The sequence below is a fragment of the Sulfurimonas lacustris genome, from assembly GCF_059705355.1.
Map to the genome: position 1 here is coordinate 1859031 of NZ_AP046125.1, position 16076 is coordinate 1875106.

A 16076-nucleotide genomic window follows, 5' to 3' on the forward strand; every position below is an offset into this window, starting at 1 on the left:
CCTTAAAGCTTATCCACCAAAACAAGTTCAACCTCTTTGAGTAGCGATTTTGATTCACCCAGTGCTGCGATAGTGTTTGCATGAGGATGCCCTATCGCTATAGCGCTTCCATGTTTTTTTGCAATCTGAATCGCTTTTTTGATTTGTGCTACGATGTAACCTTTATCCATTTGATGATCCAAAAAAACATCACGCCCTATATACTCCAAATCATACTTTTTACTCACCTTTTGAGCCTTGGAACTACCCGTTGTTCTGCTATCTATAAATGCGATGTTTTGGCTCTTAAGTACCGTTATAAGCCTCTCCATCGCCGCTTCATCTGCTGTAAATTTGCTTCCTGTGTGGTTGTTGATGTACCGTACTCTTGGAAAGAGCTGTTTTAGCTCCTCTATCCTTTGAAGGATTTTTGCATGCGAATCATCAACTCTTAGCGTCATGGGCTCTTCAGCTTTAAAACTTTGCGCTTCCATAGGTAAATGCACCATATAAAAATCCTCTTTTGCTGCAAGCGTATGAGAGTTTGGTCTTGATTTGCTTGGTGGTAAGAAGGACATTGTTATGGGGAGATGCAGACTTTTGATAGAGAGAACATGCGAAGAAGCACTCACATCATCGATGATAATCGCCAATTTTGGTTTTTGAGAACCCGTGGCAATCTTGCGCTCTGGTGCTATCGGCAAAAGTTCCTCTTCAACTTCATGTGAAGCATCTTCATACTCTTTTGTCGCCTCTTTTAGAGCGCGTACCTCTTTTTGTTTTGTAGTGTTGCTCTCTTTTGGCGCAACCTCTTTTTTAGGAGCCTCTTGTGGTGCTTGCTCGGCTTGACTCTCTTTTTTGAGAACCTCTTTAAGCTTTTGGCTGACACTTTGCTCTTTTAGGCGCTCTTTTGCAGCAGCCTCTTCTTCAAGCTTTTGCACCATAGAACGTTTTGCCTCCTCTTTGGAGCGCTCTTTTGCAGTAACCTCTTTTTTTGCCCCATCATGACCGACGTAGTATCCAGCAACAAAGACAACTACAATGACGATGATAAGGGACAATCCCCATGCTATATATTGTAAAAAATTTGAATTTTTTCTAGGGGTAGTTTTTTTTCTTTTTGGCATAGATTCCTCATAGATAACGTGCAAAACTATATCCTAAAAAATATAAATCTTCTCTATTTTTAAGTATTTTTTTTGTATAATTCCGCGTTCCTTTCTCTTTGTATCAAAGCACTCTTTGATATATATACATCCGAAAGGGAAACAAAAGCCTTGTTTTAGGGCGAAATACCAAAGGGAGACTATACTCTATGAGACATTACGAAAACCTAGTAATCGTAAAACCGACACTAACAGCTGAAGAGATTCAAGCAAATATCAGTGCTATTGAAGAAGTAATCACTTCTAACGGCGGCGAAATCGCTGCAAGAGATGCAATGGGGATGAGAAAATTAGCATACCCACTTGGAAAAAATGAGCGTGGTTATTTCCATGTTATCTACTATTCAGTTGCGCCTTCAGCAATCAATGAAATCGAGAGACGTTTCCGTATCAACGAAGACCTTCTTCGTTTTGTGACTATCAAGTACGACACAAACCGTGAAGTAACGGCGTGGAATCAACTTGTGCAAAAAGCTCAGAAAAAAGCAACACAACCTGCTGGTGAAGCAAAAGTTGAAGAAGTTGTTATTCCTGCAGCACTTGAGCAAGCAAACGAAGACGAAGAATAAGCCAAATAAAACGGCTAAGTGAGTGGCAAACGCCGCAACAAATAAGGAAAATTCATGTATAACAAAGTTATTTTGGTTGGAAATTTAACTAGAGATATTGAACTTAAATACTCTCAAGGCGGCATGGCAATAGCAAGCGCAGGTTTAGCTACAAGCCGCAAATTCACTGTAAATGGTGAAAAAAAAGAGGAAGTTTGTTTTGTAGATATCACTTTTTTTGCAAGAAGTGCAGAGGTTGCCAACCAATACCTTAGAAAAGGGAGCAAAATCCTTGTAGAGGGAAGACTTAACTTTGATCAATGGGTAGATCAAAACGGACAGAAGCGCTCAAAGCACTCTGTTGTTGTTGAAACTATGCAGATGTTAGATAGCAAAGGTAGCGCGCAAACAGGCGGTGATGAGTACGCAGCACCGCAAATGACGCAACCAAACCAAAGCTATCAGCAACCTAGTTATCAACAGCCAAGCTATCAACAACAGCAACCACAAAGCTATCAAAAGCCAAGTGCGCAGCAGCAGATGCCTAGCAACAGCTCTATTCCCGTAATCGACATTGATGAAGATGAAATTCCATTTTAGACATTAGATAACAAAAGGAGATACCATGGCAGAAAGAAGAAAATACAAAAAAAGATTTTGTAAATATTGTGAAGCAAAAGTTGACTTCATGGACTATAAAGATGTAGCAGCGTTACGCTTCTCACTTTCAGAGAGATATAAAATCATGCCTCGCCGTCTTACAGGAAACTGCAAGCGTCACCAAGACATGATTGCAACAGTTATCAAAAGAGCTCGTGCAGCTGCACTTGTTCCATACACTGTAACAAGAAAAGCAGTTGTAACTGCACCATTTGAAAATCTAAAATAGGTTTTCACTACGATGCCCCTTCGCGGGCATTTTTCAACTCCTCATCCTACTCAAATCTATCGCTTTTTTAGGAATGTTTTTTGCTACATACTAGCTAAAAAGTAGCACTATGCATTATTTTATTCTCACTCTATTTCTTATTTCTTCGCTCTTTGCAAAAACTGTCCCGTTTTCTCTTATCATAGACAAGCCATTTGAAAATGCTCTTTTTGATGTCACTGAAGATTATGACCGTTCCATAAGTTCGGTTGGTTTTATCAGACCCTATAAAAACAGTACAGCCAAAAATGATGGCGTTTATACCAATGCTTTTGAGTACCTCGCTTCGGTCTCTAACACTCACGGTGCGGCTCTTCATCTTGTCAAGGTTGATGCGGATGCAGAGATAACCTTTGAAAAAACACTGAATCTCTCACAATTTACAAAAGGAGTTGGCATCGTTAAAACTCCACAAAACGGCTATATAGTAGGTGGCAATACAATGGATGGTTCGCTTGTCGTAGCAAAACTTGATGCAAATGCAAATCTGCAATTTCATAAAATCTTTGGAACACCAAAACAAGACACTATGAACAAAATCCTTTTGTTGCGTGATGGAGGGGTTCTGGTTGTAGGCTCTTCAACAACTGCAAAAACCACAACAGACAACCTTTTTCAAAGCGGTCTTGGGCTGAGTGATATTTACATAGCAAGATTTTCAAGCAACGGTGAGATGCTCTGGAGCAAAAAATATGGCACAAACTATGATGATAGCGGCGTTGATGCGCAAGAAGCAGCGGATGGAACTATCATGCTGCTTGGACAAACAAGCGGTGAAAAGTCCAAATATCCAACTCTTTTGCGCATAACAGAGGAGGGAGAGAAGATTTGGCTCCGTGAGATAAAAGGGCAAAATAGGAGCAGTGCACATAAGATAGCAAAGCTTAGAGAGAACAATTTTGTCCTCTCTCTCTCCCACCCAAACGATATGGGCAAAGAGCAGATACGTCTTGTTAAAGTCGATTTACACCAAAATATCTTACTTGACAAAACAGTTGCAACAACCTATGCATCGGTTTTGTATGATATACAAGAGTCTGCAGAGGGGAAGCTTTTTGGTGTAGGGTCGGTAAAGGACGGTTACAATACAGACGCACTTGCGATGCTCTTAGATAGCAAACTTGGCATGGTAACACAAGAACACTATGGCTCTGACGCTTATGATGCTTTTCATGCGCTCACACTCCTACACAACTCACAAATAGCAGCCGTTGGGGTTCATACAAACACTCCCTCACAAGAGAGTGATATGTGGGTTGTGAAGCTGGGTCAAGACTTGAAGATGGTAAAAGTGACGAAAAAAGAGCTCTCTCAAACAACAGCAGTGCCAAGTGGTTCAGACCTCTATACGCAACTCCAAAAGCTCCTCAAAGAGGAGATTGATGCAAAAAAAATTGCCCTGCATAAAGATTTGAGCATAGACTTTATCGACAAAAACCTCTATTTTAACGTAGGAGAGTTTGTACTTAGCATAAAACAAAAAGAGTTTTTGCAAAAGTTTGGCGCTAAACTTCTTCCTTTTTTAGAGAAAAATAAGCAACTCATAGCAACCCTAGAGGTAAGCGGACACACATCAAGCGAATGGGGTGCAACTGATTTTTCACAAAGGTATCTTAACAACGCAGACCTCTCCATGAAACGCTCTTTTTCTACGATGAGTTATCTCTTTGGCTTACAAAATCAAGAGAGACAAAAGTGGTTAAGTGAGATTTTAAAAGGAAGCGGTCTTAGCTTTTCTAAAAAGGTAACAACCAAAGAGAGTGAAGATAGAGAAAAATCAAGAAGAGTATCCTTTAAGATACTTCTTCGATAGGTTACTCAAAATCCTCTATGCTTGAAGCACGAAAGCTAAATCGTACTTTATCTTGTTTGAGTTTTTTGTAGAGTTTAAACTTTGCTTTTTCCAACTCTTCATCATTGAGCGAAAACTCTGATTTCATTGTCTCATCAGAAGCGTTTGCGCTATCCATGGCAAAAAGTCTAAGCTCTTTTTTTGTCAGTTTTGCCTTAAGGGCGTTATAGAGTGCTTTATCATCTTCTATCAGGTCGCCCTCGCTAAGTCTGCAAAATTTTGCTATAAGTTCTCTAAAACTATTTGTATCGTTATACTGTTTCCAGATGCTGTTTTCTAACATGTTATTTTTCCTAATATCTGCGTTAAGTCTTTTGTCTCGACTACTATATTTGCCTCTTTGCGTAAAATCTCTTTCGCGCAAAAAGCAACTCTTGTCCCCGCATGTGCAAACATTGAGAGGTCATTTGCCCCATCGCCACACACCAGTGTCTCTTCCTCTTTTACTCCAAGAAGTCCCTGCAGACGAATGAGCATATCCCCTTTGGAGTAGTTAAACATCATATCGCCACCCACAAGACCCGTCAGTATCTGGTTTTTGTGATGCAGTACGTTTGAGAAGTCTGCATCGTACCCTAAGATATTTTTTGCATACCCAGTCGCACTTCTAAATCCGCCGCTAAAACAGACCACTTTCATGCCCATCTTCTTGAGCTCTACTATCGTCTCCACTGCCCCATTCATATATGGAAGATTATGACTAATTCGCTCGACAACACTATACTCTAGCCCCTTTAGAAGCCCTACTCTTTGCTGGAGCGATTCAAAAAAATCAAGTTCGCCGTTCATGGCGGCTTCGGTAATTTTACTTACCTGCTCCCTAAGTCCTAGCTCATCTGCAAAAAAATCTATCGTCTCGCCATCCATAAGTGTAGAATCAAAATCAAAAACAGCCAATTTCAACATATATTCGTTCCCTATCTGTTATAATTTCGCAATTATACCCATTTAGGATTCCTTTTGTTTGATAAACTCATAGATAAGCTCAAAAATGACACCTACATAACGCTGGAAACCACTCCTGCTCACTCTCCTCTTTTTGCACCTATCGTAAAAAAGATAGCGGAACTTGGGCTTGACAAACTCGTAGATGGCTTTACCACGACAGACAACCCTCTTGCAAAACTAAAATACAACTCTCTTTTTGCGGCAAAAATGCTACAAGAGAGATTTCAAAAACCCGTCATTGCAACCATGAGTATGCGTGATAGAAATAAAATCGCCCTCCAATCAGACCTGCTTGGAGCAAATGAGGTGGATGTCAGAGCCATTTTAGCACTCACGGGTGATCCTGCCACCATCTCAGACCAACCACACACAAAAGGGGTTTTTGAGTCTGACAGTTCACTGCTTCTTGACATCATCTCCTGCTTTAACAGCGGCATCAACTATGCGGGTAAACCTTTTGCGCACAAACCACGCGAAATTTACCCTTTTGCAGTTATCAACTCTTACGCCAAAAACCCAAAAACTCTGCAAAAAAAGATGCAAAAAAAGATAAAACATGGCGCTCTTGGCATCATCACACAACCCATCTATGATATAGAGAGTGCGAAGCTTCTGCTTGAACTCAAATCAGAGCTCAAACCAAACTCCACAGAGCTTATCTTTGGCATCTTCCCAATTACAAAACTAAGAACTGCACAGTTTTTATCTGCTCACGTCCCCGGTATCAACGTACCAGAGAGCTGGATAGAGGCACTTAGAGAGGCAAACGAAAAAGGAGTGGAAGAGGAGTACCGTGTCGGTTTTGAGCTAAGCAAAAATCTCCTTTTAGAGTTAAGAGCGCTCCATCCAAAGATTCATCTTATGACTGCAAACCAGTTTCAACTTGCAAAAGATTTGCTCTCATAATTTTTTTAAGTCGCATCACACTTAAAGTTGGTTACGAACTCTTTAAACAGCTCTATTTTAAGTGGTTTACTAAAGAAGTAGCCTTGCACTTTAGCGCACTCTAGCGACCGCAATGCTTCTATGTGCGCTCTTGTTTCAGAACCCTCAGCAATAACATCTTTTCCTAAAGATGTCGCCATAGCGATAATCGCCGCAACGATAGAGCGGTCATCAGGATTTTTGTCGATATCAAGTACAAAACTTCGGTCTATTTTGATGGTTTTTGTTGGCAGTTTTTTAAGATAGTTGAGTGAAGAGTAGCCTGTTCCAAAGTCATCGATAGAAAGAAGGAAACCTCGCTTATCCAGAACATTTAAAACCTCAAGAGCATAGTCAACATTTTTCATGATGTGTGATTCAGTGATTTCAAGCTCTACGTAGCTTTTATCTATCCCTATATCATGCGCAAGAGCACAAATCGTATCGACAAAAGAGGGGTCTTCTAGCTGTTTACTCGATACATTGATAGAGACAACAAGTTGCATCCCTGCATCATGGAGTATTTTTGTCTGGCGCATTGCCTCTTGCGCTACCCATAGACCAAGTGGGAGTATCTGGTCGCTCTCCTCCGCAATCCCGATAAACTGATCTGGACGCACAAGCCCTATTTTGGGATGATTCCAACGAACAAGTGCCTCCATTCCATAGACGCTTTTTGTCGCAATGTTAACCTTTGGTTGGTACTCCAAAAAGAGCTCTTCTCTGGCGATAGCACCCCGTAAATCATTTTCGATAAGCACGCGCTGTGTGATTTTTTCATTCATAAGCCGCGTATAAAACTTGTACCCTTTCTTACCAGACTCTTTTACCTGATACATCGCAGTATCTGCCGCTTTTACCAGCTCTTCATAGTTTTTCCCATCATCTGGATAGATGCTGATTCCAAGGCTTGCACCCGTGTAAAACTCTCTATTTTCTATCTTGATAGGTTTATCAAAGGTATCGATAATCTTTTGTGCGACAGATGCGACATCTACAAGCGAGTCGATATCTTCCATGATAACAGTAAACTCATCACCGCCAAGACGCGCTAAAGTGTCTTGTTCATGAAGTAAGCTTTTGATAAGCCTTGCAACCTCAATCAAAAAGCGATCTCCTGTAAAGTGTCCATACGTATCGTTGATATTTTTGAAATTATCCATATCTATAAAAAATATCGCCATTTTTTTGCCATTTTTCTTGAGTGAAGGGATTTTTCTACTTACACGTTCTTGAAACAAAACTCTATTTGGAAGCTCCGTGAGAGGGTCAAAGTAGGCAAGGTTATGGATGAGCGTCTCTTTTTGCTTCTTTTCACTGATGTCATTGACGATAGAGATATAGTTGGTCAGCTCCCCACGTGTGTTATGTATCGCAATGATATTGAGATGTGCTGTGTAGAGTTCACCATTTTTTCGCCTATCGATGAGCTCGCCACTCCACTGTCCACTGGTGTTGATGGCCTGCCATAACTCTTCATAAAAATGTTTATCATGCCAACCTGAACTCATCACATGGGGTGTTTTGCCTACTATCTCTTTAAGCTCATATCCAGAGATTTTGCTAAAAGCAGCATTGATGGTAATGATTCTTTGCATCGCATCGGTAATCATTACTCCATCATTCATCTTCTTAAAAAGTGCCGCCGCCAAATAGAGCTCATTTTGCGTCATCATTTTCTCTGTGACATCATGCACCGTGCCAATAGAGCGAATCGCCTCTCCATCTGCGTTAAACTCATGTTCACATCGCTCTTCGACAAACCCCACACTCCCATCTTTACGCACGATACGGTGCTCTATATAGTACCCCTGTTTCTGCTGGAGAGAATGCGTGTAGGCATCATTTACTTTTGTGCGATCCTCAGGATAGGTGTGTTGTAAAAAAGCCTCATAAGTAGCGTCAAATTCTTGAGGTTCAAGCCCAAAGATGCGGTAAACCTCATCAGACCAGTAGAGCGTATTTGCAACCAAATCAAGCTCCCAATGCCCGATATTTGCCAGCGCTTGTGCCTCCATAAAGCCTGCATAGAGTTTTTTGCAGTACTCTTTTTTTGCTACAATATCAAGGCTTACTTCTAAATTATCAGAGTTTTGCATCCCTCTCTATCCTTTGTTTTGCTTCGCGTATTTTATCATAGTCATTACAACGAGATGGTTTATTTTGCTATAATATCCAACTTATTTTTTTAGGATAACTATGATCGATTTAAAACTACTTCAAAAAGATTTTCAAAGCGTAAGTGACAAACTTATGCGCAAGGGTGTGAGCATTGAACTGCTTGATACTTTAAAGAAAAAAAACGAAGAGCTCAAAAGCGCAAAAGCAGCTTACGAGACGCTTCAAGCAGCGCAAAATGCGATGAGTAAAGAGTTTGGTGTCTATAAAAAAGAGGGCAAAGACGTAAGTGAACTCAAAGAAAAAGTGGATGCAAACAAAATCAAAATCACTGAGGCACTTGAAGTTCAAAGGGTGAGACAAGAGGAGATGGAAGCTCTTGCGATGTCCATTCCAAATATCCCCGATGATGATGTTCCAGAGGGTAAAGACGACAGCGACAATGTAGAGATAAAAAGAGTTCTCACACCGCGCACTTTTGATTTTACGCCAAAAGAGCATTGGGAACTAGCCGAACAAAACGGCTGGATAGATTTTGAGCGAGGCGTAAAACTTGCAACTAGCCGCTTTAGCGTCTCTTTTGGTATGGGTGCGAAGCTAGAGCGCGCTCTTATAAACTTTATGCTGAACTTCAACTCCAAAAGAGGGTTTGAAGAGGTAAGCGTGCCTGCTTTAGTTAACAGAGCAGCGTTAGAGGGAACGGGACAGCTTCCAAAATTTGAAGACGACCTCTACAAGGTTCAAGACCAAGAGCTTTTCTTGATTCCAACGGCGGAAGTTCCCGTTACCAACCTCTACCAAGATGAAATTTTACCATCTGAAAAACTCCCCATCAAGATGACTGCCTACACCTCATGCTTTCGTAAAGAGGCGGGTGCGGCAGGGCGTGACACAAGAGGAATGATTCGCCAGCATCAGTTTCATAAAGTCGAACTTGTAAGCATCACAAAACCAGAGGAGAGCGATAGAGTTTTTGAAGAGATGGTACAAACTGCTTCTGATTTGCTTAGCTCACTTGAACTTCCACACCGCCTTATGACGCTTTGCAGCGGAGATTTGGGATTTGGTGCGGCAAAAACAGTTGACTTAGAAGTTTGGCTTCCGGGGCAAAACTGCTACAGAGAGATAAGCTCGGTATCAAACACCAGAGAGTTTCAAGCAAGACGTGCAAAAATCAGGTTTAAAGACGGAGATAAAAACTCTTTTGTCCACACACTCAACGGCTCTTCTTTGGCGGTGGGCAGAACGCTTGTTGCCATTATGGAGAACTTTCAAAACGAAGACGGAAGCATCACCATACCTAAGGTGCTAGAACCTTATATCAACTAAATATGGCATCCTTTTTGCTCTAAGTAACAAATAATCCTAAGGTAATAAATGGCAAGTGGACTAGAAGAAGAGATTATAATCATTGAGGACGCTGATGCCGCTACCAACGAGAGTAGTGATGCAGCGTCGCAAGCAACACCAAAAGACTCTTCTCCTCTAAACAAAAAAAAGATGCTCCTTATCGCTGGTGGTGCTTCTGTGCTCCTTGTTGTTGTCGGTGTAACTCTCTATTTTTTGCTTCAAAAATCCTCTCCAGAGAGTGAAGAAATCTCTACGCAAAACATCGAAGAAAAACTAGACAAACCAACCGAAGAACCCGTTGAACTCAGCAAGATAGAAAATCTCATCGCCAAAGCCGATTATCTCTACTCAACAGGCTCTAAAAGCGAAGCACTCTCACTCTATGAAAAGATAGCGCACTACAGCGAAGCAGTATCTGCCTACAACTTAGGTGTTGCACAAATCAAAGAGGCGCAATATGAAACTGCTCTCGCCTCCTTCCAAAAAGCGATACAAAACAATGAAAAAAGATGCGTAAGCGCCATTAATGCTGCTGTTTGCTCACTACATCTTGGCGATACAAAGAGCTTTCGCTACTATATCGACTTAGCCCATGCCTATCTGCCGCAAGAGAGATCCTCACCACTCTACTCCTACTACTACACACTTATAAACTACTATAATCAAAACTATTTAGAAGCACTCAGCGCACTCAATAACCCAACAACAGCAGAGTACGCCAACACTCAAAATAGCCTAAGTGCAAAGATAAATGCACTTTTTGAGAACAATATTAAAGCTATTGAGAGCCTTGAGAAAAGCAACTCTGCTGAAAATGATTTTAGTCTAGGAACACTCTATGCAAGAGTTGGCGATTTAACACTTGCAAAAAAACATTTTCAAAACGCCATCAAGCAGGGTGTAGAGCCCATGAAGGCGCAACTTGCACTAGGGCTTATCAACATTAAATCTGGACAAATGCAAGAGGCGGCAAAAGAGATAGAAAATGCGACAGATATATTTGGTGAGGAGGTCTATAAGCCCTACCCAATCAAAGTAAAACTAAAAGATTCGCTCTTTAATCCAGACGAAGCACAAAAGCACTATAGGGACTTTGTAAGTAGCTCTGCAGCAACAAACTATCAAAAGATATTTTACTTCTCTCCCTATAAAATTTTCAATGCAAATCAGACCATAAGTTACATCCGTAAGGGAAACGCTACTATTTTCATAGACAATATTGACTCCGCAAAAGAGTATCTTGAAAGAGGAGCATCTACCTCTAACGTAAACATAGGCATCACGCAAGCGATTAAAAAAGCTCTCTCTTTTCAACTCAGAGAAGCAAACGATATGCTCCTCAAACTTGTAGAGATTCAGCCAAAACACTCAGCACTGCACTACAATCTTGGACTTACTTACGCACAAATGGGCAACTTTGTCGATGCACACAAACATTTTTTACGCTCCTACAATCTCGATGCAAAAAACTACATCTCTGGTATCTATGCCGTGATGTGTTCACAGCTCACAGACAAGGAGAGCGCAAAGCTTCTCTCCATCCTCAAAGAAGAACTTGCCCATGAAGCCCCGAGTGAAGAGCTAGAGCTTTACAAAACACTTCTCTTTATTTCGGAGGATAATTTTTTGGCGGCTTCTGATTGGCTGGAAAAAGAGTACCAACAAAAACCTCTCCATCTTGCACTCGATGTCATCATTGCGCTTAAACAAAAAAACAGCATTGTTGCACAAAAATCTGCAACAAAACTTACCACGCTTCTTCCAAATGAGATACTCCCTCATCTGATGCATATCGATGCATATTTAAACACCCTAGAAGAGAAAAAATATGCTCTTGAGGTCATCAACTATCTCAAGGCACAGCAATTCTCTTTTGAAGATCTCTATTTTGGAGCACATATCACAAGGTACCTCTACACACAACAAAACCTTATCACAGGAAAGCTCTACTTTCTAAGAGAACAGCTCAAAGAGGCGTTGGCATCGACAACCTCACAAACTGATGAAATTACAGGTGCACTTGCTCTTGCTTCACTTTATGATGGTGCTTTTGAAGAGTCCTACTCGCTCTACAATGACCTCATCGATAACCATAAAATAAGAGACTCTCACACTCTTTTTCTCGGGGCAGCCGCTTCCATAGCAGCCAACCATCATGAAAATGCGATTGCACTTTTAGAACTCTCCAAGATGAAAGATAGCAACTTTTTAGAGAGCAGATATGCCCTTGGACTTCTCTACCTAGAAGCAAAGAACAACAAAGGAGCAGTTATTCAGCTCTCACGAATCAACAAAAGCACTTTCCTCTCAGAATATTTTGATTTTACTATCGATACAGATAAAGTGATGTTTGAGAGAAATGTAAAGAGTCAATAGAAGCAGAAATTTTCACCCCAAAGGGGAGTTGAAAATCTTTTTTTTAGAGCGTAAAATAACCTACAAGTGTCTCAGAAGCAACAAGTTCACTTCCAACACTTACGTTTAATCTAAAATTTGTTGGCAGATAAAGCGTTGTAGTACCATTAACCATCACCCCATAACGAGAGCCTTGCATCACACTCTGATTTTCTGCCACATTGATAGCAATCGGAGCAAAACTCTGCTTGAGCATATGGACTATTTTCATCTTGTTTAAAGATTTTTTATCACTAAAGAGCATTTCTACTTGCTCATTGAGGTCTTGAGAAAGTGGAGATAGACTAGATAGTCTTGCACCTCTTCTTACTGCGATATTTTCAAGCGTTGCAGAAAAGGGAGCACGCAACAAAGAGACATTAAAATAACTCCCATCTATAACAACTTTATATCCCTCTGCAACCTCTTCGATAGAAGCCACAGTGCCATCTACAGGTGCGACGACGCTCTCTTCTTGATAAAGAAGATACTCCCTCTCAGGATTTCTAAATACAAAAAGAAAAAAGAGCGTTGCTACAAATGAGAAAAACTCTAAAAAATCAAAATCTAAAAATGCAGCAACCAAAAACGTGACAACTGCACCAAAAATCCAGTTCCACCCCTCTTTGGCGATAGGAAAAAGATTATTTTTCATCTGCCTCTCCTCGCTGTGCCTCTTGAGCCATTGCTGCGTCAGTTTTGAGCTCCTCTTCTATGTCATCTACAACGACATTGACTTTTGAGGTCAACCCATTCTCTTTTTCAAACTTGATAATGATATCTCGCACCTCTTCGCCTGTAATGTTCTCTTTTTTATAGAGAAGTCTTACTATCTCTTCAATCGCACCTTTGTACTCTTGAAGTCTCTCTACGACTATCTTATAGCGTGCTTGAAGTGACGATTTGATAAAAGTATCCATCTCTTCAGCCATCTTGTCACTATACTCTCTTGGTGATTGTCCATAGCCTCCAAGGAAAGAGTGTCTGCTCTTCTCTAGCACCATAAGCCCCGCAACATCACTCATACCATACGTCTGAACCATAGATTTGATGATATCTGTCGCGCGTTCAAGGTCATTGCCTGCACCGGTAGAAATCTCTTTTATAAAAACCTCTTCAGCCGCACGTCCGCCAAGAAGTACGTCCACCTCTGCCCACAACTCATGCTGCTGCATCATAAATTTATTTTCCTCAGGCGTGTTAAGCGTGTATCCGAGTGCCGCGAGTCCACGAGGAACAATAGATACCTTTGAAACTTTCTTTGCACCGACTGTCGTCTCTGCTAAGAGAGCATGTCCACTTTCATGGTAGGCAACAATCTTCTTCTCTTTAGGGTTGATACGGCGAGATTTTTTAGCAAGTCCTGCCAAAGCACGCTCTACTGACTCATAAAGATCTTTTTGCGTTACTGTTTTCTGGCTCTTTCTTCCTGCCAAAAGAGCTGCTTCATTGACGACATTTGCCAAATCTGCCCCTGCCAAACCTGCTGTTAGGCGTGCAACCTCTTCAAGGTCAACATCATCGCCCATCTTCACGCCCTTAACGTGTACTTTTAGGATTTTTATACGCCCCTCAAAGTCTGGTTTGTCAACAAGCACCTGTCTGTCAAAACGCCCCGGTCTTAAAAGCGCTTGGTCAAGTATCTCAGGTCTATTTGTTGCCGCTAGAATAATAACCGGCGTATCTGTTCCAAATCCATCCATCTCCGCTAAAAGCTGATTGAGTGTCTGCTCTCTCTCGTCATTTCCACCCATGTTTGCACCGGCTGCACGACTTTTACCTATAGCATCAATCTCATCGATAAAGATGATACTTGGTGCATCCTTTTTTGCCTGCTCAAAAAGGTCACGTACACGAGCCGCTCCAACGCCGACAAACATCTCGATAAAACTAGAACCAGTTACCGAGAAAAACGGAACATCCGCTTCACCTGCAACTGCTTTTGCCAAAAGAGTCTTTCCAGTTCCAGGACTTCCAACGAGCAAAACACCCTTTGGAATCTTCGCACCGATTTCGACATAACGCCCTGGGTATTTTAAAAAGTCAACTATCTCTTGAACTTCCTCTTTTGCCTCTTCAACGCCTGCAACATCATCAAACTTTGTTTTTGGCTTCTCTGAGTTTATCATTTTTCTCGAACCGCCCATACCTAAAATGCCGCTGCCCATGCTTTTTTGCATACGTCCGGCAAAAAACATCCATATTGCGATAATAATGAGAAATGGAAAGAGCCAGCCAAACATCTCTGTAAACCAGTTTGTTTCACTAAATCCTGTGTACTCTATGCCCTGCTTATCAAGCTCTTGCGTTAGCGTCGCATCACTTGGAACGATGCGTGTTGTATAGAGGGTTGTAGCATCTAGGGAGTAGGCTTTGATGTAACTCTGCCCAATCTCTACTTTACTCACATCTTTTGCTTCTATAAGCGATTTAAGCTCAGAGTAGCTTATCTGTTTTGCTTTTTTGCTTGTTGTTGCCACTGCTGCATCTGAGGCACTATTTTCCCCGATGAGTGTTTTAAAAAGCAAAATGATAACAACTGAAAAAATCGCAAAAGTTATAAGTGGATTTTTGTTAAAAAAATTATTGTCATTATTGTTATTGTTACTGTTTTGCATCTCTATTTTTTACCTTCTTTGAGGATAAGCGTTACCCACTCATCTTGAGCAATTTTTTCAAGAACTTCAAAATTTTCATAAAACTTCAAAACTTTTGATTCGTACTTCTCTAAAATACCAGATAAGATAAGGATTCCGCTCTCTTTTACAACACTTTTCAAATCATTTGCTATAAATATCAAGACATCAGCCACGATGTTGGCAACGACTACATCGTACTTATCTGATGCCAAACCACAAGAGCCTTCCCATAAATTTTCAAACTTTACTTCGTTTAAATCAGAGTTTAACTCACTGTTTTGTATGCACGCGCTATCTGTGTCACATGCATCAACCAGTGCGCCAAGCTTGAGGGCTGCTACCCCGAGAATCCCGCTTCCACAACCGACATCTAGTACTCTGTCGCCTTTTTTAACATGCTTAGCTATCGCTCTAAGTGCAGAAGCAGTAGTTGGGTGATGTCCTGTACCAAACGCAAGCGCTGGATCTATGGCGATGTTTATAAGTTCTGGGTTTGGAGCATCCCATGTAGGATGAATATAAAATTTATCGATAACAAGAGGCTGTATGCTCTCTTGATACACCTTCACCCAGTCACTGTTTTTGAGTTTTTCCTGCTTGCACTCAAGCTCTATGCTCTCACTGGTTGCTTTTTGCAAAGCTTCTCTAAACTGCTCTAATCCCCATATGATGGTGTCAAGTTCCTCTTCGCTTCGGATGATAAACCCATCATCCGTCTCTTCAAATCCAACTGGTAATGTATCTGCTAAAAAATCTGAGAAAAGGGCGTGATGAGAGGAGACGTTAACAACAAGTTCAAAATAATAGTCTTGCATTACACCTCTATGCCCATAACTGCACCAAGTTTTTCTTTAAGAACTTGTGGAGTAAATGGCTTTACTATGTAGTTGTTTACCCCTGCTTTGAGTGCAGTGATAACCTCGGCTTTACCACCCTCTGTTGTTACCATGATGATAGGGAGGTCTTTGAATCGCTCATCTGCGCGTACTTTTTTTACAAGTTCTAACCCATTCATCTCTGGCATATTCCAGTCAGTAATCAACATATCGATATCGGGATTTGTGTTGAGTGTATTCCACCCCTCCACGCCATCTCCACCTTCAAATATATCTTTATGCCCAAGTCTCTGCAAAGTATTTTTTATAATACGGCGCATTGTAGAGCTATCATCAACAACAAGTAATTTCAAATGAAATCCTTTTCTCTAAATATTTGCAATTTTTTAAGCAA

The 16076-nt window shown here is 41.0% G+C and carries 15 protein-coding genes; 7 read left to right on the forward strand and 8 right to left on the reverse strand.

All coding sequences use genetic code 11. The features are described from left to right. Window positions 1-2 precede the first annotated feature (2 nt). Window positions 3-1106 (reverse strand): divergent polysaccharide deacetylase family protein, encoded by a 1104-nt coding sequence (locus tag AC6H4V_RS09635; RefSeq protein ID WP_497606669.1) that lies wholly within the window; start codon window positions 1104-1106, stop codon window positions 3-5. A gap of 188 nt (window positions 1107-1294) precedes the next feature. Between AC6H4V_RS09635 and rpsF the strand changes: the two genes are divergently transcribed. The 4 genes from rpsF (at window position 1295) to AC6H4V_RS09655 (ending at window position 4434) form a co-directional block, all read left to right on the forward strand. Beyond that, on the forward strand, window positions 1295-1714 hold the full coding sequence (gene rpsF, locus AC6H4V_RS09640; protein WP_497606670.1) for a 30S ribosomal protein S6: 420 nt from the start codon (window positions 1295-1297) through the stop codon (window positions 1712-1714). Between the two features lie 54 nt (window positions 1715-1768). Next, window positions 1769-2293, forward strand: coding sequence for a single-stranded DNA-binding protein (locus AC6H4V_RS09645; protein WP_497606671.1), 525 nt, complete (start codon window positions 1769-1771; stop codon window positions 2291-2293). A 25-nt stretch (window positions 2294-2318) separates the two neighbouring features. After that, complete coding sequence (gene rpsR, locus AC6H4V_RS09650) at window positions 2319-2582, forward strand: 30S ribosomal protein S18 (RefSeq protein ID WP_497606672.1); 264 nt, start codon at window positions 2319-2321, stop codon at window positions 2580-2582. A 109-nt stretch (window positions 2583-2691) separates the two neighbouring features. Further along, window positions 2692-4434 (forward strand): OmpA family protein, encoded by a 1743-nt coding sequence (locus AC6H4V_RS09655; protein WP_497606673.1) that lies wholly within the window; start codon window positions 2692-2694, stop codon window positions 4432-4434. A 1-nt stretch (window position 4435) separates the two neighbouring features. Here AC6H4V_RS09655 and AC6H4V_RS09660 read toward each other — a convergent pair whose 3' ends face one another. Both AC6H4V_RS09660 and serB read right to left on the reverse strand, forming a co-directional pair. Continuing rightward, the gene (locus AC6H4V_RS09660) at window positions 4436-4756 is read right to left on the reverse strand and encodes a hypothetical protein (protein WP_497606674.1); all 321 of its coding nucleotides are present in this window, start codon (window positions 4754-4756) and stop codon (window positions 4436-4438) included. Beyond that, a complete protein-coding gene (gene serB / locus AC6H4V_RS09665) occupies window positions 4750-5379 on the reverse strand; it encodes a phosphoserine phosphatase SerB (protein WP_497606675.1) in 630 nt (209 codons plus the stop codon). Before serB ends, AC6H4V_RS09660 begins: the two co-directional genes overlap by 7 nt. Before the next feature lie 54 nt (window positions 5380-5433). On the opposite strand from serB, the gene AC6H4V_RS09670 reads away from it, so the two are divergent. Further along, window positions 5434-6327, forward strand: a complete 894-nt coding sequence (locus AC6H4V_RS09670; protein WP_497606676.1) for a methylenetetrahydrofolate reductase — start codon at window positions 5434-5436, stop codon at window positions 6325-6327. Between the two features lie 5 nt (window positions 6328-6332). Here the strand turns inward: AC6H4V_RS09670 and AC6H4V_RS09675 are convergent, their stop codons facing one another. Then, entirely contained in the window at window positions 6333-8444 is a 2112-nt protein-coding gene (locus AC6H4V_RS09675; protein WP_428731032.1) for a putative bifunctional diguanylate cyclase/phosphodiesterase, read from the reverse strand. Window positions 8445-8544: 100 nt separating this feature from the next. Between AC6H4V_RS09675 and serS the strand changes: the two genes are divergently transcribed. Continuing rightward, window positions 8545-9792: a serine--tRNA ligase gene (gene serS / locus AC6H4V_RS09680; RefSeq protein ID WP_428729952.1), complete on the forward strand. Its 1248-nt coding sequence runs from the start codon at window positions 8545-8547 to the stop codon at window positions 9790-9792. A gap of 48 nt (window positions 9793-9840) precedes the next feature. Then, complete coding sequence (locus AC6H4V_RS09685) at window positions 9841-12189, forward strand: tetratricopeptide repeat protein (protein ID WP_497606677.1); 2349 nt, start codon at window positions 9841-9843, stop codon at window positions 12187-12189. A 43-nt stretch (window positions 12190-12232) separates the two neighbouring features. Here the strand turns inward: AC6H4V_RS09685 and AC6H4V_RS09690 are convergent, their stop codons facing one another. From AC6H4V_RS09690 to AC6H4V_RS09705, 4 genes are read right to left on the reverse strand one after another with little or no spacing between them, the layout of a single operon-like run. After that, a complete protein-coding gene (locus tag AC6H4V_RS09690) occupies window positions 12233-12862 on the reverse strand; it encodes a phosphatidylserine decarboxylase (RefSeq protein ID WP_497606678.1) in 630 nt (209 codons plus the stop codon). Further along, a complete protein-coding gene (gene ftsH / locus AC6H4V_RS09695) occupies window positions 12852-14825 on the reverse strand; it encodes an ATP-dependent zinc metalloprotease FtsH (protein ID WP_497606679.1) in 1974 nt (657 codons plus the stop codon). The genes AC6H4V_RS09690 and ftsH overlap by 11 nt, the downstream gene beginning before the upstream one ends. A 2-nt stretch (window positions 14826-14827) precedes the next feature. Continuing rightward, complete coding sequence (locus AC6H4V_RS09700) at window positions 14828-15661, reverse strand: 50S ribosomal protein L11 methyltransferase (RefSeq protein ID WP_428729948.1); 834 nt, start codon at window positions 15659-15661, stop codon at window positions 14828-14830. Further along, a complete protein-coding gene (locus AC6H4V_RS09705; RefSeq protein ID WP_428729947.1) occupies window positions 15661-16035 on the reverse strand; it encodes a response regulator in 375 nt (124 codons plus the stop codon). Before AC6H4V_RS09705 ends, AC6H4V_RS09700 begins: the two co-directional genes overlap by 1 nt. Between the last annotated feature and the right edge of the window lie 41 nt (window positions 16036-16076).